This window comes from Lysobacter arenosi (genome assembly GCF_016613475.2).
Classification (GTDB): Bacteria; Pseudomonadota; Gammaproteobacteria; order Xanthomonadales; family Xanthomonadaceae; genus Lysobacter_J; species Lysobacter_J arenosi.
In genome coordinates this window covers 3,243,794-3,262,887 of the sequence record NZ_CP071517.1, presented here as the reverse complement: position 1 = coordinate 3,262,887, position 19,094 = coordinate 3,243,794, and the positions used below count along the sequence as shown (strand labels likewise).

At 66.7% G+C, this 19,094-nt stretch carries 14 protein-coding genes, 2 tRNA genes, 1 rRNA gene and 1 pseudogene; 8 read left to right on the top strand and 10 right to left on the bottom strand.

The window, feature by feature from the left end; translation table 11 throughout:
* Positions 1 to 167 precede the first annotated feature (167 nt).
* The 4 genes from HIV01_RS15045 to tyrS form a co-directional block, all read right to left on the bottom strand.
* Positions 168 to 242 (bottom strand) — tRNA-Ile (locus HIV01_RS15045).
* A 49-nt stretch (positions 243 to 291) separates the two neighbouring features.
* A tRNA-Ala gene (locus HIV01_RS15040) sits at positions 292 to 367 on the bottom strand.
* Between the two features lie 120 nt (positions 368 to 487).
* Positions 488 to 2,032 (bottom strand): 16S ribosomal RNA (locus HIV01_RS15035).
* Positions 2,033 to 2,693: 661 nt separating this feature from the next.
* Positions 2,694 to 3,920, bottom strand: a complete 1,227-nt coding sequence (gene tyrS, locus HIV01_RS15030) for a tyrosine--tRNA ligase (protein WP_245156827.1) — start codon at positions 3,918 to 3,920, stop codon at positions 2,694 to 2,696.
* Positions 3,921 to 4,115: 195 nt separating this feature from the next.
* Between tyrS and HIV01_RS15025 the strand changes: the two genes are divergently transcribed.
* Both HIV01_RS15025 and HIV01_RS15020 read left to right on the top strand, forming a co-directional pair.
* Complete coding sequence (locus tag HIV01_RS15025; protein WP_200608397.1) at positions 4,116 to 5,579, top strand: peptidoglycan DD-metalloendopeptidase family protein; 1,464 nt, start codon at positions 4,116 to 4,118, stop codon at positions 5,577 to 5,579.
* Between the two features lies 1 nt (position 5,580).
* The gene (locus tag HIV01_RS15020) at positions 5,581 to 6,732 is read left to right on the top strand and encodes an anhydro-N-acetylmuramic acid kinase (RefSeq protein WP_245156826.1); all 1,152 of its coding nucleotides are present in this window, start codon (positions 5,581 to 5,583) and stop codon (positions 6,730 to 6,732) included.
* 27 nt (positions 6,733 to 6,759) lie between these two features.
* Here HIV01_RS15020 and HIV01_RS15015 read toward each other — a convergent pair whose 3' ends face one another.
* From HIV01_RS15015 to HIV01_RS15005, 3 genes are read right to left on the bottom strand one after another with little or no spacing between them, the layout of a single operon-like run.
* On the bottom strand, positions 6,760 to 7,095 hold the full coding sequence (locus HIV01_RS15015; RefSeq protein ID WP_200608393.1) for a hypothetical protein: 336 nt from the start codon (positions 7,093 to 7,095) through the stop codon (positions 6,760 to 6,762).
* 40 nt (positions 7,096 to 7,135) lie between these two features.
* The gene (locus tag HIV01_RS15010) at positions 7,136 to 8,545 is read right to left on the bottom strand and encodes an AmpG family muropeptide MFS transporter (protein WP_207526996.1); all 1,410 of its coding nucleotides are present in this window, start codon (positions 8,543 to 8,545) and stop codon (positions 7,136 to 7,138) included.
* Positions 8,535 to 9,323, bottom strand: coding sequence for an exodeoxyribonuclease III (locus tag HIV01_RS15005; RefSeq protein ID WP_200608389.1), 789 nt, complete (start codon positions 9,321 to 9,323; stop codon positions 8,535 to 8,537). Before HIV01_RS15005 ends, HIV01_RS15010 begins: the two co-directional genes overlap by 11 nt.
* Before the next feature lie 106 nt (positions 9,324 to 9,429).
* Between HIV01_RS15005 and HIV01_RS15000 the strand changes: the two genes are divergently transcribed.
* The 3 genes from HIV01_RS15000 (at position 9,430) to HIV01_RS14990 (ending at position 11,299) form a co-directional block, all read left to right on the top strand.
* On the top strand, positions 9,430 to 9,909 hold the full coding sequence (locus tag HIV01_RS15000) for a GNAT family N-acetyltransferase (RefSeq protein WP_207526995.1): 480 nt from the start codon (positions 9,430 to 9,432) through the stop codon (positions 9,907 to 9,909).
* A 13-nt stretch (positions 9,910 to 9,922) separates the two neighbouring features.
* Entirely contained in the window at positions 9,923 to 10,585 is a 663-nt protein-coding gene (gene pyrE / locus HIV01_RS14995; protein ID WP_200608386.1) for an orotate phosphoribosyltransferase, read from the top strand.
* Between the two features lie 87 nt (positions 10,586 to 10,672).
* Entirely contained in the window at positions 10,673 to 11,299 is a 627-nt protein-coding gene (locus HIV01_RS14990) for a hypothetical protein (protein WP_200608384.1), read from the top strand.
* A 77-nt stretch (positions 11,300 to 11,376) separates the two neighbouring features.
* On the opposite strand, the gene HIV01_RS14985 is transcribed toward HIV01_RS14990, so the two are convergent.
* From HIV01_RS14985 to coaBC, 3 genes and pseudogenes are all read right to left on the bottom strand, one after another.
* Positions 11,377 to 13,695, bottom strand: coding sequence for a phosphomannomutase/phosphoglucomutase (locus HIV01_RS14985; protein WP_200608382.1), 2,319 nt, complete (start codon positions 13,693 to 13,695; stop codon positions 11,377 to 11,379).
* A 24-nt stretch (positions 13,696 to 13,719) separates the two neighbouring features.
* Complete coding sequence (gene dut, locus HIV01_RS14980) at positions 13,720 to 14,178, bottom strand: dUTP diphosphatase (RefSeq protein ID WP_200608380.1); 459 nt, start codon at positions 14,176 to 14,178, stop codon at positions 13,720 to 13,722.
* Between the two features lie 124 nt (positions 14,179 to 14,302).
* Positions 14,303 to 15,540, bottom strand: a pseudogene (coaBC, locus tag HIV01_RS14975) (bifunctional phosphopantothenoylcysteine decarboxylase/phosphopantothenate--cysteine ligase CoaBC).
* A gap of 208 nt (positions 15,541 to 15,748) precedes the next feature.
* Here coaBC and radC point away from each other — a divergent pair.
* The 3 genes from radC (at position 15,749) to HIV01_RS14960 (ending at position 19,034) form a co-directional block, all read left to right on the top strand.
* Entirely contained in the window at positions 15,749 to 16,423 is a 675-nt protein-coding gene (radC, locus tag HIV01_RS14970; protein WP_200608378.1) for a RadC family protein, read from the top strand.
* A 97-nt stretch (positions 16,424 to 16,520) separates the two neighbouring features.
* Positions 16,521 to 18,209 carry an arginine--tRNA ligase gene (gene argS / locus HIV01_RS14965; protein ID WP_200608376.1) on the top strand — a complete coding sequence of 563 codons (1,689 nt, stop codon included), beginning with the start codon at positions 16,521 to 16,523 and terminating at the stop codon, positions 18,207 to 18,209.
* Positions 18,210 to 19,034 (top strand): SPOR domain-containing protein, encoded by an 825-nt coding sequence (locus HIV01_RS14960; protein WP_200608375.1) that lies wholly within the window; start codon positions 18,210 to 18,212, stop codon positions 19,032 to 19,034.
* The last annotated feature ends 60 nt before the right edge of the window (positions 19,035 to 19,094 follow it).

The window sequence follows — 19,094 nt, the reverse complement described above, 5'->3', positions numbered from 1 at the left end:
GAAGACACTCGCCTTAGCCTCACGACACGTCATGGACACAATTCGTCTCAAAACGCTCGCTACAATTCCCAATTTTCAAAGAACGCAAATGGGCCTCAACGCCCAACTGCTTCAATATTTGATGTGTGCGCAATCAGAGTTTCGTTCGGGAGCAAACCACTAAGTGGTGGTGGGTCTGGGAGGACTCGAACCACCGGCCTCACCCTTATCAGGGGCGCTCTAACCACCTGAGCTACAGACCCAAAGTGTTTCCCGCCGGCGTAAGCGCCAGGCAAGGGTCTTCGCCCAAGGTGGTGGAGCTTGTCGGGATCGAACCGACGACCCCCTGCTTGCAAAGCAGGTGCTCTCCCAGCTGAGCTAAAGCCCCATCGAATTCCCTGGAGGGATCCGGGGACGCTCCCGCAGCCACCCCTTTGGGCGACCCGGAACTCTGAATGCAGGTTACTTGTGCGGACGTCCGACCAGCAATTTGCTGTCTTTAGTCTCTAAAGGAGGTGATCCAGCCGCACCTTCCGATACGGCTACCTTGTTACGACTTCACCCCAGTCATCGGCCACACCGTGGCAAGCGCCCTCCCGAAGGTTAAGCTACCTGCTTCTGGTGCAACAAACTCCCATGGTGTGACGGGCGGTGTGTACAAGGCCCGGGAACGTATTCACCGCAGCAATGCTGATCTGCGATTACTAGCGATTCCGACTTCATGGAGTCGAGTTGCAGACTCCAATCCGGACTGAGATAGGGTTTCTGGGATTGGCTCGCCCTCGCGGGTTTGCAGCCCTCTGTCCCTACCATTGTAGTACGTGTGTAGCCCTGGCCGTAAGGGCCATGATGACTTGACGTCATCCCCACCTTCCTCCGGTTTGTCACCGGCGGTCTCCTTAGAGTTCCCACCATTACGTGCTGGCAACTAAGGACAAGGGTTGCGCTCGTTGCGGGACTTAACCCAACATCTCACGACACGAGCTGACGACAGCCATGCAGCACCTGTGTCACGGTTCCCGAAGGCACCAATCCATCTCTGGAAAGTTCCGTGCATGTCAAGGCCAGGTAAGGTTCTTCGCGTTGCATCGAATTAAACCACATACTCCACCGCTTGTGCGGGCCCCCGTCAATTCCTTTGAGTTTCAGTCTTGCGACCGTACTTCCCAGGCGGCGAACTTAACGCGTTAGCTTCGATACTGAGGGCCAAGTTGCCCCCAACATCCAGTTCGCATCGTTTAGGGCGTGGACTACCAGGGTATCTAATCCTGTTTGCTCCCCACGCTTTCGTGCCTCAGTGTCAGTGCTGGTCCAGGGTGTCGCCTTCGCCACAGATGTTCCTCCCGATATCTACGCATTTCACTGCTACACCGGGAATTCCACACCCCTCTACCGCACTCTAGTCAGCCAGTTTCCAATGCAGTTCCCAGGTTGAGCCCAGGGCTTTCACATCAGACTTAACAAACCACCTACGCACGCTTTACGCCCAGTAATTCCGAGTAACGCTTGCACCCTTCGTATTACCGCGGCTGCTGGCACGAAGTTAGCCGGTGCTTATTCTTCCGGTACCGTCATAACTCCGGGTTATTAACCCGAAGCTTTTCTTTCCGGACAAAAGTGCTTTACAACCCGAAGGCCTTCTTCACACACGCGGCATGGCTGGATCAGGCTTGCGCCCATTGTCCAATATTCCCCACTGCTGCCTCCCGTAGGAGTCTGGACCGTGTCTCAGTTCCAGTGTGGCTGATCATCCTCTCAGACCAGCTACGGATCGTCGCCTTGGTGGGCCTTTACCCCGCCAACTAGCTAATCCGGCATCGGCTCATCTATCTGCGTGAGGCCCGAAGGTCCCCCACTTTCTCCCGTAGGACGTATGCGGTATTAGCGTAAGTTTCCCTACGTTATCCCCCACAAATAGGCAGATTCCGATGCATTCCTCACCCGTCCGCCACTCGCCACCCACAGTATTGCTACTGCTGTGCTGCCGTTCGACTTGCATGTGTTAGGCCTGCCGCCAGCGTTCACTCTGAGCCAGGATCAAACTCTTCACTTAAAATTGCATGGATCCGAAGATCCAAATTTTTTGAGTGCAAAGCTCGTTCCAGGCACCAATTACTCGCTTGCATTTGCATGCATTTGAATCGTTGTTGCTTGGTACGAACATCTGCTCAATGGACAACCATCCACTAGCCAGACGTCCGCACAAGTTACCTGCGCACACTGTCAAAGATCTTCGGGGCCGGCCTCAGCGCCTTTCCCGTCTCACCCCGCCGCACCAAAGTGCCCGAGGGAGCCGACTATCTTACAGCGAATTTCGATTCCGTCAACACCGTGTCGAAATCTTTTTTCGCTTCCGTTGGTCCGTTCAGCCGTCCTTCCGGACTGCCCCGGGACCACCGGGCCGCGCATCTTACAGCATGTTCGAGAACCGTCAACCGCCTCGTTCCACACCGTCTTTTCCGCGTCCCGCCGCGTGAAGTTCACCGTGGCGGGGCGCGCATTGTGCACATGCACAACGCGCATTGGAAGGGGTAAATCGAAAAATTCTTTGCGAATTTTTTGTTGACGTTTGCGATGAGTGGGTTCATCGCGTTGTGTGGCGGTGATTGCGCGTGTTGCGAGTGAGATTGGCTGCACGCGACAACAGCAAAAGCAGCCCTCTTCCGCGCCTTCGGCGCACCTTCTCCCGCAAGGGGAGAAGCAAGAGCACGTACTTACGCTGCGATCAGGCGCACGCGTGCAAACGTGCGCTTGCCTACAGCGAGCACACCTTCGAAGCCTGGCGCGAACACACGTTGTGCATCTTCGATCACTTCACCGTCGATTCGCACCGCGCGCTCCTTGAGCTTGCGGTTCGCTTCGGAGTTGCTTGGCGTAAGACCCGCAGCCGTCAGCAGCGCTGCAATGCGCATGCCTTCGGCCGGAACCTGCACGTCCGTCAGCGGCAACGAAGCGGTATCGCCCTCGCCGCGTACCGCGGCATTCCAGCCAGCCACCGCCTGTTCCGCGGCCGATTCGCCGTGGAAACGCGCCGCCAGCTCGCGTGCCAGGCGCATCTTCAGGTCGCGCGGGTTCAGTTGCCCCGCTTCTATGTCGGCGCGCAGCTTCGCCGCCTCCGCCATCGATATCGCGAAGCTGAGCAGGTCGATCCAGCGCCACATCAGCACGTCGTCGATCTTCATCGTCTTGGTGACGATGTCGATCGCCGGTTCATTGATGCCTATGTAGTTGCCCAGCGACTTGGACATCTTGTTGACGCCGTCCAGGCCCTCCAGCAGCGGCATGGTCAGCACGATCTGCGGCGGCTGGCCGTGGTGCTCCTGCAGGCCGCGGCCCATCAGCAGGTTGAACTTCTGGTCGGTGCCGCCGAGCTCGACGTCGGCCTTGAGCGCCACCGAGTCGTAACCCTGGACCAGCGGATAGAGGAATTCATGGATCGCGATCGACTGCTGGGCGGCATAGCGCTTGGCGAAGTCGTCGCGCTCGAGCATGCGCGCCACCGTGTGCTGGGCGGCCAGCTTGATCATGTCGGCCGCGTCCATCTTGCTGAACCACTCGGAGTTGAAGCGGACCTCGGTGCGCTCCTTGTCCAGGACCTTGAAGACCTGGTCGGCATAGGTCTGGGCGTTGGCCAGTACGTCCTCTCGGGTCAGCGGCTTGCGGGTGACGTTCTTGCCGGTCGGGTCGCCGATCATTCCGGTGAAGTCGCCGATCAGGAAGATCACCTGGTGCCCCAGGTCCTGGAACTGGCGCATCTTGTTCAGCAGGACCGTATGGCCGATATGCAGGTCCGGGGCGGTCGGATCGAAGCCGGCCTTGATCCGCAGGGGGCGGCCCAGCTTGAGGCGGGCCTCCAGCTCCTCGCGCTTGAGGATCTCGTCGGCACCGCGGCCGATCAGGTCTAGGGCGTCTTGGACGGAGGCTGGGGACTGGGGGGACAAGGCTGGGACTCGCAATGTGAATGGTGAACGCGAAGTGCGATCACCGTCATGGATTCGGGTTAAACCAAAGTTAAACATCCGGCTATCGAGCTGTGACGAAAAACCCTATTCAGGACAAGGGTTTGACGCACACTTCTCGCGTCACTATGGTAACGCGGCAACGCGGCCTTCACACCAGCGCGCGAGATACCTCAAATGACAGCACACGATAGCGGTACGGAACGGCGCGAGCGCCTCAAGGCCCTGCGCGAAGCCGCTCTGCACCGACCGGTGCTGGCCACAGGCGCTTCCAATGGTTTCAACGGTCGCTGGTCGCGTCGCCAGTGGGCTCACGCCAGCCTGTTCGCGACGCTCGGCGTTCTGGTTGCCGCCATTGTCCCCGGTTTCGGTCCCGCTGCCAGCAAGCAGCCGCTGCATACGCAGCGCAGCTCGCTTGCGCTTGCCTTGCCGCCGCTGCCGCTGTCGCGCCTGAAAGGCCACAACGGTGACAGCTGGCAGATCGTCCGCATCGAGCGCGGCCAGACGCTGGGCGCGGTGTTCGAGGATCTCGATCTGCCGGTCGCCACCATGCACCGGATCCTGGACGAGTCGGGCGACAAGGCGATCCTGACCCGTCTCAAGCCCGGCACCGAACTCGCGTTCGACCTGCCGCAGGGCGCCAACGGCCAACCGGCCGAGCTGCGCACGTTCCGTTACGACCGCGACGACAGCCACCGCGTCGAACTGAGCCTGGCCGGCGACAAGGTCACCGAGAAGGTGCTGGTCCGCCCGACCGAGAGCCGCACGGTGGTCATCAGCGGCAAGGTCGGCAAGTCGCTGTTCCGCTCGGGCCGCAAGCTCGGCCTGTCGGGCAGCAACATCAACACGCTGACCGACGAGATCTTCAAGTACGACATCGACTTCAACGAAGACGTCGGCGCCGACGACCGCTTCAGCGTGGTGGTCGAGCAGACCTGGCGCGAAGGCGAACTGCTGCGCACCGGTCCGGTGCTGGCGGCCACCTTCACCACCGGCGGCAAGCTCCACACCGGTTTCCGCTTCGAGCGCAACGGCAAGTCCGAGTACTTCACCGGCGACGGCCGTCCGCTGAAGAAGAGCTTTATCCGCATGCCGATCCCGTATGCGCGCCTGACCTCGAACTTCGGCACCCGCAAGCACCCGGTGCTGGGCCGCACCCGCATGCACAAGGGCGTCGACTATGCCGCGCGCACCGGCACGCCGATCATGGCTGCCGGCGACGCACGCGTGCAGTCGGCCGGCTGGATGGGCGGCTACGGCAACGCGGTCGTCCTCGACCACGGCCGCGGCTACACCACGCTGTACGGCCACATGTCGCGCATCGGCAAGATCCGTCCGGGCCAGCGCATCGCCCAGGGCACGGTGATCGGCTACGTCGGCACCACCGGCATGTCGACCGGCCCGCACCTGCATTACGAGTTCCGCGTCAACGGCGTGCACCGCAACCCGCTGTCGATCACCATGCCGCCGCCGGAGCCGCTGTCGGGCGCCGCGCTGGCGCAGTTCCGCGCCCAGACCGGCGTCGCCCTGGCACGGATCCAGAAGGTCGAGAACATCATCTACGCCGACGCAGATGCGCCGGCTCCGGCGCCCGCCGCGGCGCCTGGCAAGGCCAGGAAGCCCGCCAAGACCAAGGCCTGACGTGCCCGCGCTCCGCGCCGGCCCGCCCGGCAGCCCAGTCGATGGCCTGTTCGTCGGCCTGATCTCGGGCACCAGCGCCGACGGCATCGATGCCGCGCTGGTGCGCTTCTCGCAACACGACGTCGAATTGCTCCTGGGCCGTACCTACGGCTGGGACGCGGGGATCCGCGAGCGCCTGGTGGCGCTGGGCCAGGGCGGCGAAGCGCAATCACTCGATGAGATCGGCACGCTCGACGTGCAGATCGGCGAGGCCTTCGCCGCGGCCACACGAAAGCTGCTTGATGAGGCCGGCGTCGGCCCGGAGCAGGTGCTTGCGCTCGGCTCGCACGGGCAGACCGTGCGCCATCGCCCCGAAGGCGCCCGCTTCAACGGCCAGCACCCTTTCACCTGGCAGCTCGGCGACGGCAACCTGATCGCCGAGCGCACCGGCATCACCACGGTCGCCGACTTCCGTCGCCGCGATGTCGCCGCCGGCGGCCATGGCGCGCCGCTGTTGCCTGCGTTGCACGCCGCCCTGCTGCACAGCGCGGGTGAACAGCGCGCGGTGCTCAACCTGGGTGGCATCGCCAATTTCACGCTGCTGCCGGCGCAGGGCCAGGTGCGAGGTTTCGATACCGGCCCGGCCAACTGCCTGCTCGATGCCTGGTGCCAGCGCCACACCGGCCAGCCCTACGATGCCGGCGGTGCGTTCGCGGCACGCGGGCGCCCGGATGCCGAACTGCTGGCGCGCCTGCTCGACGATCCCTGGTTCATGCTGCCGCCGCCGAAGAGCACCGGCCGCGAGCACTTCCATCTCGACTGGCTGCAGGCACGGCTTTCAGGCACGCATGCCGCGGCCGACGTGCAGGCGACGCTGCTGGAACTGAGCGCGATCACCATTGCCGATGCCCTCCTCGCCCACCAGCCCGACACCCGTCGCGTGCTGGCTTGCGGTGGCGGCGTGCATAACCCGCGCCTGCTTGCGGCGATCGGCCAGCATCTGCCTGGCGCAACCGTCGAATCGACCGCACGCCATGGCGTCGACCCGGACTTCGTCGAGGCCATGGGCTTCGCTTGGCTGGCCCGGCAAACCCTGTCCGGCTTGCCCGGCAACCTGCCCAGCGTCAGTGGTGCCCGCGGTCCGCGCGTGCTCGGGGCGATTTTTCCGGCCTGACGTGGCGCCTTCCGGGCCGATCGTGCCTCAGGACTTCTTGACGAAAGCGAGCAGGTCGCGGTCGATATCGGTCAGGCCCTGCTGTTCAAGCGTCGGCGTTTTCACGTCTGCGGGCCGTTCGACACGGCCGATCAGGGCATAGCCGGGGTCGCTGGGAATCCCCTCGAGCGCCGAGATCGCAGCCTGCAGGGCCATCGCGTCGCTGTCGGTGAAACGCGCGGCAATCTCGGCTTCGATGGCAAACAGGCCATGCTCGAGCAGATGCATCAGCGACTCCTGCAGACCCCAGCCACGCTGGTTGGCGACGCGCTTGATGCGGTCGAGCAGCAGGGGGTCGATGTCGTGCAGGATGATGTCGGTCATGGGTACTCCTTCACGGGCAGCGTGCTTCCAGGTGCACGGGCTATCCGGTTAAACCATTGGCCGCAGGCGCACGAGGCGCCGCGCCGGGACGGCGCACGGCCAGTATCAGGCAAAGCAGCAACGCAGGCACGCCGATAAGGGCCGTACCCACGAAGAATAGCGAATAGGCGTCGAGCAAACTGCGCCCCACTTCCAAGTGCTCGACCGCGACCCCGGACAGCCCCTTCAGGAACTTGCCCGGCAGGGCGTAGAACGAGCTGAGCAGGGCGTACTGGGTGGCGGTGTAGCCGACGTTGGTCAGGCTCGACATGTAGCCGATCAGGGCCACGCCGGCGAAGCCGTTGCAGAAGTTGTCGATCACCATCGCCGCGGTGAACACGCCCGGGTCCGCTCCGTGGTGGGCGAGGTAGGCGAAGGCAAGATTGGAGGCGGGGCCGAGCACGGCACCGGCCAGCAGCGTGGCGATGAAGCCGAAGCGCAGCGCCGACAGGCCGGCCGCGGCAATGCCGACGATGGTCGCCACCAGGCCGAACGAACCGCGCACGGCGCCGACGGTTTCCTTGTCGATCCCGAGGTCCGCATAGAACGGGTTGGCCATCGGGCCGAAGACAAAATCCGGCATCCGGTACAGGCTGATCGTCACCAGCATCAGCAGCGCCCAGCTGCCGTGATCGCGGAAGAACACCACGAACGGACCGACCAGGGCGTCGTACAGGCCCTTGGCGGTGAACAGCGCCGGATGCGACGTCTTCGCCGCCAGCACGCTGGACGCAGGTTCGCGCGCGGCCAGGGTCGCGACCATGCCCACGGCCATCAGCGCGGCCATCAGCTCGTACGACACCGACCAGCCGACATGGGCGGCGAAGATCAGGATCAGGGCGTCGGTGACCAGCAGCGCGCCGCGGTAGCCCAGCGCCGAAGTCGAGGTCAGCAGGCCCTGCTGCTCGTTGCTGTCGGCGATCTCGATGCGCCAGGCGTCGATGACGATGTCCTGGGTGGCCGAGGCAAAGGCCACCACCAGCGCCAGCACGCCGAACACCAGCAACTGGTCGACCACGACACCGGCCAGCACCAGTTGCCCCTGCTGGGGCTGCACCAGCGCCATGCCAACCAGGGCCACGGCGACCACGATCTGCGACAGCAGCATCCAGCCGCGGCGGCGGCCGAGCCAGCGGCCGAGCACGGGCGCATCGAGCTTGTCGACCAGTGGCGCCCACAGGAACTTCAGCGAATAGGCCAGCCCCACCCACGACAGGAAACCGATCGTCGACAGCTCGATGGCGTTTTCGCGCATCCAGAAGCCGAGCGTGTTGCCGACCAGGTACAGCGGGATGCCCGAGCTGAAGCCCAGCAGCAGCATCACCAGCACCTTGGGCTGGCTCAGGTTGGCCAGCACCAGTCGCCAGCCTTTGGGCGCCGGCTTGGCGGCGACAGCGACGTCAGAGCTCATAGTCGACCGTGAAAGGGGCGTGGTCGGAGAAGCGCGGGTCGCGCGAGATCGAGCAGGCCTTCAGCTTGTCGCGCAGCGACGGCGTCGCCAGCTGGTAGTCGATGCGCCAACCGACGTTGTTGGCGCGTGCGGCGCCGCGGTTGCTCCACCAGGTGTAGTCCTGGCCGTCGACGTGCAGCGCGCGGTAGGCATCGACCCAGCCGCTGTCTTCGGCACACAGGCCGTTGAGCCACTCGCGCTCGGGCGGCAGGCAGCCGGAGTTCTTCTGGTTGCTGGTCCAGTTCTTGATGTCCAGGCGCGAGCGGACGATGTTCCAGTCGCCGCACAGCACGTAGTCGCGGCCGCTTGCGAGCCATTCGTCCAGGCGCGGCTTGAGCCACTCCATGACTTCGAACTTGAAGCCCTGGCGTTCGTCGCCGGAGGAACCGGAGGGAATGTAGAACGACACCACGCTGAGGTTGCCAAAGCGCGCTTCGATGTAGCGGCCTTCATCGTCGAACGGTGCCCAGCCCATCGCGGTGCGCACTTCATCGGGCTCGCGGCGGCTGTAGATCGCCACGCCGCTGTAGCCCTTCTTGGTGCTGGCGTCCTTGAACCACGCCTTGTAACCGTCGGGGCGGAACTCCGATTTCAAGCCGTCCGCATCACCAAGCTGGTGTTCCTGCGCCTTGGTTTCCTGAACGCACAACACGTCGGCATCCTGGGAGCGGAACCAGTCGAAGAAGCCCTTGTTGGCGGCCGACCGCAGGCCATTGGCGTTGAAGCTGATGATGCGCATGCGCACTCCATGACGGTGTGCGGCGATCATAGCCCGGACGCGGCAGGCAGGGCCTATCATTCCCGCCATGCCAGCGCCTGCGCCATCCGTCCAAGTCGCCACCCGCGTGAGCGTCGCCTGCGTCCTCGACGAGACCATGGCCGCTGCGGTGCGGGAGCTTCGCGTCGGCGAGGACCAGTACCGCTACGTTGGCGACACCGCCTTCAACCTGGCCGACAGCCTGCGCGACCCGATGAGCGAGGCAATGGCGGTGCTGGACGACGACCGTGTCGTCGGCTTCTACCGTCTCGACTTCGCCCCCAATGCCGTCGCTGGCCGGCCCATGCACGCCCCCAGCGTTGGCCTGCGCGCGTTCGTGATCGAACACGACCAGCAGGGGCGTGGCCTCGGCACGCAGGCCATGGTGGCCTGTTGCGCCGACCTGCGCCGGCGCCATCCCGATCGCGCCTTGCTGGTGCTGACCGTCAACTGCAACAACCACCCCGCGATCGCCGCCTACCGCAAAGTCGGCTTCGTCGACACCGGCGAACTCTACCAGGGCGGCAGCGCCGGTCCGCAGCACCTGATGTACTTCCCCCTTCACTGACAACGCTCCTTCCATGACCGACCATCGCACCCGCTTCCTGCAACTCGCCCTGCGCGCCGAGGCCCTGCGCTTCGGCGAGTTCACCCTCAAGTCCGGTCGCCAGAGTCCGTACTTCTTCAACGCCGGTCGCTTCGACTCCGGCACGGCCCTGGCCGAGCTGGCCGCCTGTTATGCCGATGCGATCGATGGCCATGGGGTCGGCTTCGACCTGCTGTTCGGTCCGGCCTACAAGGGCATCCCGCTGGCCACCGCGCTGGCGTGCGAGTACGCGCGCCGCGGCCGCGACCTGCCGCTGGCGTTCAACCGCAAGGAAGCCAAGACCCACGGCGAAGGCGGCAGCCTGATCGGCGCGCCGCTGCAGGGCCGCAAGGTGCTGATCGTCGATGACGTGATCACGGCCGGGACGGCGATCCGCGAAGCGCTGTCGATCATCCGCGATGGCGGCGGCGAACCGGCCGGGATAGTGATCGCGCTGGACCGCCAGGAGGCCGTGGATCCGGCCACTTCCCGACGCTCTGCGGCACAAACGGTCGCAGCCGACCAGGGCCTGCCCGTGATCGCAGTGGCCAATCTGTCGGACCTGCTCACCTTCGCCGGTGGCAATGCCGAGCTCTCCAGCCAGCGCGAACGCCTGCTGGCGTACCGCGACGCCTATGGCAGCCAGACCTCAGCGTGATCACCGATGTGATCTCGCCGGCATTGGCGGGCGATGGCGTGAGTCTTGCATGCGATTGTGAATAACGTTGCCGCCAGCAAACCCCCAATGACCAAGACGCTTCCCCTGCTCGCCTGCACCCTGCTGATCGCCGTGACCGGATCGACGCTGGCGCAGCAGGCTCCGACGAAGAAGCTTTACTGCTGGAACGAGAACGGCGCCAAGGTCTGTGGCGACGCCCTGCCGGCGCACGCGGTCGACAACGCACGCACCGAATTCAATGCCAAGAGCGGCCGTGCCGTCAGCCAGCTGCCGCGCGCGCTGACCGACGAAGAGCGCGCCGCCGCCGCGGTGCAGGCCAAGCTCGACCAGGAAGCCAAAGCGGCGGCCGAGGTGGCGACGCGCCGTGATCGGGCGATGGCCGAGTCCTACGCGACCGAAGAGGACCTGCGCCGTGCATTCGGCGAGCGCATCGCGTTGATGGACGAGACGATCAAAGCCTCCCGGCTGGGAGTCGAAGGCCGTCGACAGAGCCTGATCAGCCTGCTGGGCCGCGCCGGCGAGACCGAGCTGAACGGCAAGCCCGTGCCGAAGAAGGCCAGTGACAACATCCTGACCCAGCACGAGCTGTTGCTGCGGCAGCGCTCGATGCTGGCTTCGCAGCTGGCCGAGCGCGAGCTGATCGACGAGGACCTGGCTGCGGCGCTGGAGCGGTATCACGCAATGAAGAGCTGAGCGGAACCGGTCCTACCCGCCAGCCTCCAGCGAAACAAAGCGACCCTTCTCCCCAAGCAGGAGAAGGGTCGGCCTGATCAGAACGGCAGCACCAGGTCCGGCTTCAGCGCCAGCAACTGACTGCGGAAGTCCGCCTTGATGCGCGCCAGCGCGTCGGCGCTGTCGGCATCGAAGCGCATCACCAGCACCGGCGTGGTGTTGGAGGCACGCACCAGGCCCCAGCCATCGGCAAAGTCGACGCGCAGGCCATCGATGGTCGACAGGCGCCCACCTTCGAAGCGCGCTTCGTCGCGGAAGCGGTCGACGAACGTGTGCGGGTCGCCATCGGGTGCGTCGACCTTGATCTCCGGGGTCGACACGCCATTGGGCAGCGCCGCCAGCGTCTCGGCCGGACTGCGCGGCTGCGCGGCCAGGATCTCGAGCAGGCGCGCTGCGGCATAGATGCCGTCGTCGAAGCCGTACCAGCGCTCCTTGAAGAAGAAGTGGCCGCTCATCTCGCCGGCCAGCTCGGCGTCGGTCTCGCGCATCTTGGCCTTGATCAGCGAGTGCCCGGTCTTCCACATGAGCGGGCTGCCGCCATGGCGCAGGATCTGGCCCGGCAGGCGACCGGTGCACTTCACGTCATACAGGATCACCGCGCCCGGGTTGCGCTCGAGCACGTCGGCGGCGAACAGCATCAGCAGGCGGTCGGGGAAGATGTTCTCGCCGTCGCGGGTGACCACGCCCAGGCGGTCGCCATCGCCGTCGAAGGCAATGCCGAGGTCGGCGTCGAGGCGCTGCACCATCTTGGTCAGGTCGACCAGGTTGTGCGGCTCGCTCGGGTCCGGGTGGTGGTTCGGGAAGGTGCCGTCGATGTCGCAGTACAGCGGCGTGACTTCGGCGCCGATCGCGCTGAGCACGCGCGGACCGATCTCGCCGGCGACGCCATTGCCGGCATCGACCACGATCTTCAACGGACGATCGATCTGCACGTCCGAGGCGATGCGCTGGACGTAGTCCTCGGAGATGTCGCGCTCGCTCAGCTTGCCCAGGTCGCCCAGGTGCAGGCGGTCCTCGGCGATGCGCGCATACAGGTCGGTGATCGCGGTGCCAGACAGGGTTTCGCCGCCAACCACGATCTTGAAGCCGTTGTAGTCGGGCGGGTTGTGGCTGCCGGTCACCGACACGCACGAGCCCGCGCGCAGGTGATAGGCGCCGAAGTACACCACCGGCGTGGGCGCCATGCCGATATCGACGACGTTGCGTCCGGCCTTGCGCAGGCCGGCGATCAGGCCCTCGGTCAGCATCGGGCCGGACAGGCGGCCGTCACGGCCCACCACGATGTCGGTCAGGCCCTGGTCGTGCATCAGCGAGCCGATGGCATGACCGATCAGTTCGGCCACGCCGGCGTCGAGCGACTGACCCACGACGCCACGGATGTCGTAGGCGCGGAAGATGCCGCGGTCGATCGCGACGGGCAGGGCGGGAGTGGCGGGCTTGGTCGAGGGCACGGGCGGCGGTTTCACCGGTTGGGGCAGGCTCTCCATGCTCTCTGCCAGGGTCTGAACGACACCCTCCTCGGCCGTCTCGGCCTTGCCGCGGGCCAGCTTGAGGTGCGGCAGGCGCCATGCCAGCAGCGCCAGCAGCGCGAACACGGCGGCGGCAACGAAGCACAGTGCCGCGTCCAGGCCCAGCGGACCACCGGCAACGTCGGGCACCGCGGCGGCCACACGCAGGTCGGTCCCCGGCACCTTGGCCGCCAGGGCTTCGGCGCCCCCGGCCAGGGTGGTGTCGCCGCGCTCGAGTGCACTGAAGCCGCCCTGGCGCAGTGCGATGTAGCTGTCGTCGGAGACTTCAGCGTTCTCCAGCACGGCCGTGACCTTCTGCAACGGCAGGCGGACATAGGCGACGCCGACCGTCGCCTCACCGCTTCGCGCCGGGGCCGCCAGTGCGAGCTGCGGGCCTCCGCCATGGCGGACCAGGCCGGCCGTCGGCCGGTCGGATGCGATGGCGGCCTCGATCACTCCCAGACGGCCGTAGCCGCCCTTGGGCAGCGCCGCGTATTCGGCGGTCAGGTCGGTCGGCAGGATGACGACGTCGGTCGCGCCCGCCCAACCCTTGCCGAGCTCGCTGGAAGCCGCCGCCAGGTCACCGGCGGCGAGCGCGGCCTGCAGCGCAGGCGCCGCCAGTCGCTGGGTCAATTGCTTCTGCTCTGTGATCAATGCCCGCTGTGCCGCCAGCAGCGTATCGTCGCGCACCTGCGCCACGGCCTGCCGACGTTCGCCATCCTGATGCAGCTGCCAGCCGCTCCAGCCGAACCAGGCTGCCAGCAACGCGCAGGTCACGATGACAAGCGGCAGCACCGCCTTGAGCTGGGCGGCGGAAGCCGTCAGCTGCTCTTTCTCAACACCCTTCATGTCTTCCCCTTGTCCAGCGCAACGTCAGCGCACGCCGGTGTGGCCGAAGCCACCGGCACCACGGGCGCTGGTTTCGAATTCTTCAACCACCTGCAGCGTCGCCCGCACGATCGGCAGGATGACGAGCTGGGCGATGCGATCCCCAGGCTGCATCGTAAAAGCCTCGCGGCCGCGGTTCCAGACACTGATCAACAACGGCCCCTGGTAATCGGCGTCGATCAGGCCGGTTCCGTTGCCGAGGACGATGCCGTGCTTATGGCCCAGGCCCGAGCGCGGCAGGATCACCGCGCACATGGTCGGATCGCCCAAGTGGATGGCCATGCCCGACGGCACCAGCGCCGCGTCTCCCGGTTGCAGGGTCAACGCTTCTGCCAGCGCGGCACGCAGGTCCAGCCCGGCGCTGGCGCTGGTGGCGTAGGCCGGTAGCGGCCACTCCGAGCCGAAGCGCGGGTCGAGGATCCGGAGCTGGAGGATGTGGTGCATTCGTGTGGTCCGCTGGACGCCGTTTCGGGATGCCGCCATGACAGCCGACGCAAATACCATGCCATGACTTGGCGCCCGCGTGGCACCGTGCGCCACGAGAAAGTGCCGCGAAGGTGACGCCGGCCTAGCGGCGCGACAGCGATTGCGCGACCAGGTCGAGCAGCGCGTCGGCAAGTTCGGTCTTCGGCGCCGGCCCAAGCACCTTCGACTCGCCAGTGGCCGCGTACACGTTGAGCGTGTTGTCGTCGCTCTCGAAGCCGCTGCCGGCGACGCCGACGCGATTGGCCGCGATCAGGTCCAAGGCGCTTGTTTTCGAGCTTGCCGCGGGCGTAGGCCTCGACGTGGTCGGTCTCGGCGGCGAAACCCACCACCAGCCGCGGCCGCTGCGCGTGCGAGGCGATGTCGGCCAGGATGTCGCGGGTGCGCACCAGGGTCAGGGTCAGGGTGTCCTGTCCCGACTGCTTCTTGATCTTGCTGCCCGCCGGGTGCGCCGGGGCGAAGTCGGCGACGGCGGCGGCGCCGACATAGACGTCGGCGGGCAATTGCGCCAGCACCGCTTCGTGCATCTGCGCGGCCGAGCGCACGTCAAGTCGCTGCACGCCGTCGGGCGTGGGCAGTGAGACAGGGCCGGCCACCAGCACGACCTGGGCGCCGCGACGGGCCGCCGCCTGGGCGATGGCGAAGCCCATCTTGCCGCTGCTGCGGTTGCCGATGAAGCGGACCGGATCGATGTCTTCGTAAGTGGGGCCGGCGCTGACCACGATGCGCAAGCCGGAGAGCGTCGCGTGCGTGCTCATGCCGTCCTCATGCCTGCGCCAGCGCCAGTGCCGCGACGATTTCTTCCGGTTCGGCCATGCGTCCCGGCCCGGATTCACCTTCGGCGAGCGGGCCGTCGTTGGGCCCGATCACCGCCACGCCGCGCGAGCGCAAGGTGGCCATGTTGGCCTGCGTGGCCGGGTGCAACCACATGCGATGGTTCATTGCCGGCGCGACAGTCAGCGGTGCGGTGGTCGCCAGGCACAGCGTGCTCACCAGGTCGTCGGCGAAGCCGTGGGCCAGCTTGGCCAGGGTGTTGGCCGTGGCCGGCGCGATGACGATGCGGTCGGCCCAGCGCGCCAGCTCGATGTGGCCCATCGCGGCCTCGGCCGCGGCATCCCACAACGAGGTTCGCACTTGTCTGCCCGACACTGCCTGGAAGGTAGTGGCGCCGACGAAGTGCTGCGCGTTCTGCGTCATCGCCACGGTGACCTCGGCGCCGGCGTCGCGCAGGCGCCGCACCAGTTCGGCGGACTTGTAGGCGGCGATGCCGCCGCAGACGCAGAGCAGGATCTTGTGTCCTTGCAGAGCACTGGGTCCGGTCATCTGTGGGAACTACCTACCGACAATTCGATCTTTAGCTTACCCGATGGAACGTTGCGCCCCGGCGGCGGCCGTTGGCCGCGGCGTGTCGAATGGGCCCGGGTGGTCGGCCGCCGTGATGCTGCATCCAGGGGCACTGGATGCGACCCCTCGCCCCGCGGCGGTCGATCACCTTCCTCCCCGGTCAGCCCCGATCCGACAAGGACGTCCCATGCACATCCGCGACTGGCCCAGCAGCGAACGCCCTCGCGAGCGGCTGCTGGCACAGGGCGCCGGCGTCCTGTCCGATGCCGAACTGCTGGCGCTCTTCCTCGGCTCGGGCCTGCGCGGCCGCGATGCGATCGCCACGGCGCGCGAGCTGCTGCAATTGCACGGGCCGCTTCGCGCGCTGCTCGAGCGGCCGCCGGGTGAACTGGCGCGACTGCCCGGCCTGGGGCCCGCCCGCGCCTGCCTGCTGGCGGCGGCGCTGGAGCTGGGCCACCGCCGGCTTGGCGCAGACCTCGAACGCGGCATCGCCATGGACGACCCCATGGCCGCCGGCCGCTACTTCGCCCAGCGCCTGCGCGGGCTGCCGCGCGAGGTGTTCGCGGTGCTCTTCCTCGATACGCGCCATCGCGCGCTGGCGTTCGAGGAGATGTTCCGCGGCACGCTCGACGGTGCCGAGGTGCACCCGCGCGAAGTGGTCCGGCGCGCGCTGGCGCACAACGCCGCGGCGCTGATCGTCGGCCACAACCATCCCAGCGGTAATCCGGAGCCCAGCGCCGCCGACCGCGCCCTCACCGCACGCCTGAAACAGGCCCTGTCGCTGGTCGACCTGCGCCTGCTGGATCATTTCGTGATCGCCGACGGCCCGCCGGTGTCGCTGGCGGCGCGCGGCTGGGTGTGAGCGGCGGGGTGCGAGCGGTTCGCCGTGAATGCGCCTGCCTGTGAGCCGACGGGGCGTCGCGTACAATCCCCGGTCCCGCAACACCCGCAGACTCCCCGTGAAAGCCACTCTTCGCGCCCTGGTGGCGCAGGCCATCGACGCCCTCCGCGCCGCCGGCACCCTGCCGGCCGACCTGGCCACGCCCGAGTTCGTGATCGAGCGTCCCAAGAGCCATGCGCAGGGGGATTTCTCGACCAACGCGGCGATGCTCCTGGCCAAGCCGGCCAAGTCCAACCCGCGCGCGATCGCGCAGGCGCTGGTCGACGCGCTGCCGGCCAGTGCCGAAGTGGGGCGGATCGAGATCGCCGGCCCCGGCTTCATCAACTTCCACGTCGCCGAAGGCGCGTGGCGCGAGCGCATCGGCGAGGTTCTGGCGAAGGGCGCGGCCTACGGTCGCAACGCCACCGGCAAGGGCCACCGTGCCGGCGTCGAATTCGTCTCGGCCAATCCGACCGGTCCGCTGCACGTCGGCCATGGCCGCGCGGCGGTCATCGGCGACTGCATCGCGCGCGTGCTCGATGCCAACGGCTGGGACGTCACCCGCGAGTTCTACTACAACGACGCCGGCGCGCAGATCAACAACCTGGCCATCTCGGTGCAGGCACGCGCGCAGGGCAAGGGTCCGGATGACGCCGGCTGGCCGGAAGACGGCTACCGCGGCGACTACATCAAGGACGTCGCCCGCGCCTACCTCGATGGCGCCAGCGTCGAAGTCGACGGCCATGTCGTCACCGGCGCCAAGGACGCTGACGATCTCGACGCCATCCGCCGCTTCGCCGTGGCCTACCTGCGCCGCGAGCAGAATCTCGACCTTGAGGCGTTCGGCGTGTCGTTCGACGTCTATTTCCTCGAGTCGTCGCTGTACACCGACGGCAAGGTCGAGGAGACGGTGCGCGAGCTGGTCAAGCACGGCCACACCTACGAGGAAGGCGGCGCGCTGTGGCTGCGCAGCACCGACTTCGGTGACGACAAGGACCGCGTGATGCGCAAGTCCGACGGCACCTACACCTACTTCCTGCCCGACGTGGCCTACCACCTGTCGAAGTGGCAGCGCGGTTACGAGCGCGCGGTCACCGAGCTGGGCGCCGACCACCACGGCAGCCTGGCGCGCGTGCGCGCCGGCCTGCAGGCGCTGGACTGCGGCATCCCCGAGGGCTGGCCGGAGTACATGCTCCACCAGATGGTCACGGTGATGCGCAGTGGCGAGGAAGTGAAGCTGTCCAAGCGCGCCGGCAGCTACGTGACCCTGCGCGACCTGATCGACGAAGCCGGCCGCGATGCCACGCGCTGGTTCCTGATCGCGCGCAAGCCCGATTCGCAGCTGACCTTCGACATCGATTTCGCCCGCAGCCAGTCGCTCGACAACCCGGTCTATTACGTCCAAGTCTCGCATGCGCGCATGTGCGGCCTGGTGCGCCAGCTCAAGGAGCGCGGCCTGGGTTACGACCCGGCCAACGGCCTGGCGCAGCCGCTCGACCTGGACGATGCCCCGGCACGCGAACTGGTCGCCACGCTGCTGCGCTACGGCGACGTGGTCGAGACCGCCGGCCGCGACCTCGAACCGCACCAGATCGCGGTCTACCTGCTCGAACTGGCACAGACTTTCCAGACGTACTACAACGACCACCAGTTCCTGGTCGACGACGCCAACACCCGCGATGCGCGACTGGTGCTGGCGATGGCGACGCGCCAGGTCCTGGCCAACGGTCTCGAACTACTGGGCGTGAGCGCCCCCGAGGTGATGTAAGTGGCAGCACGACGCGGCAAGACGCAGGCAAAGCGCAACCAGGGAAACAGCAGCGGCCTGCCGGGATGGGCATGGATGGTGCTGGGCATCCTGCTCGCCGTCGTGGTGATCCTGGTCGCGCCCAAGTACCTCAAGTCCGGCGGCGACGGTTTCTTCCGCCCCCAGCCGAACCCGGACGCCAGGCCGGCCGCGGTCTCGGGCGGCGACGATGAAGCCATCGCCAGCGACGGCGACAGCAGCGAGCCGGCCGACAAGCCCAAGCGCGGCGGCAAGGACGGCGAGCCCAAGAAGGACACCGACTACGACTTCTATACCCTGCTGCCGGGTAAGGAAGTGCCGATGTCGGACGCCGAGCTGGCCGCCAGCGAACAGGCCGAAGCCAAGCGCGAGGCGGCCCGGCAGAAGGCCAGCAAGGCAAATGACGACGACGCGGACAAGGTCGACAGCAAGCCTGTCGCGTCCCTGCCCAAGCCCGTCGAGACTGCGCCGGCGGCGACGCCGGCCACCGCGCCGACCAATCCGGAACCGGCACCGGTGGCAGCAGCCAACACCGCCAGCGCCGCCACGCCTGCCGCTGCGGCCGCCGACGACGGCACCCGTTACCTGCTCCAGGCCGGCGCATTCCAGGCCTCGGGCCAGGCCGAGGAAATGAAGGCGAAGATCGCCCTGCTCGGCCTCAGCGCGCGGGTGGAGTCGGCCAGCATCAAGGGCTCGACCGTGTACCGCGTGCGCATGGGGCCCTATGGCACCGCCAGCGACCTCGCCGACGCCAAGCGCAAGCTCGCCAGCGGCGGTCTGCCGGCGATGGCCATCAAGGTCCAGTAACCCGTTCGTGGCCCGGGCGAACCGTCCGGGCCGCGCATCCGGCCTCTGCGACCGCGGTCA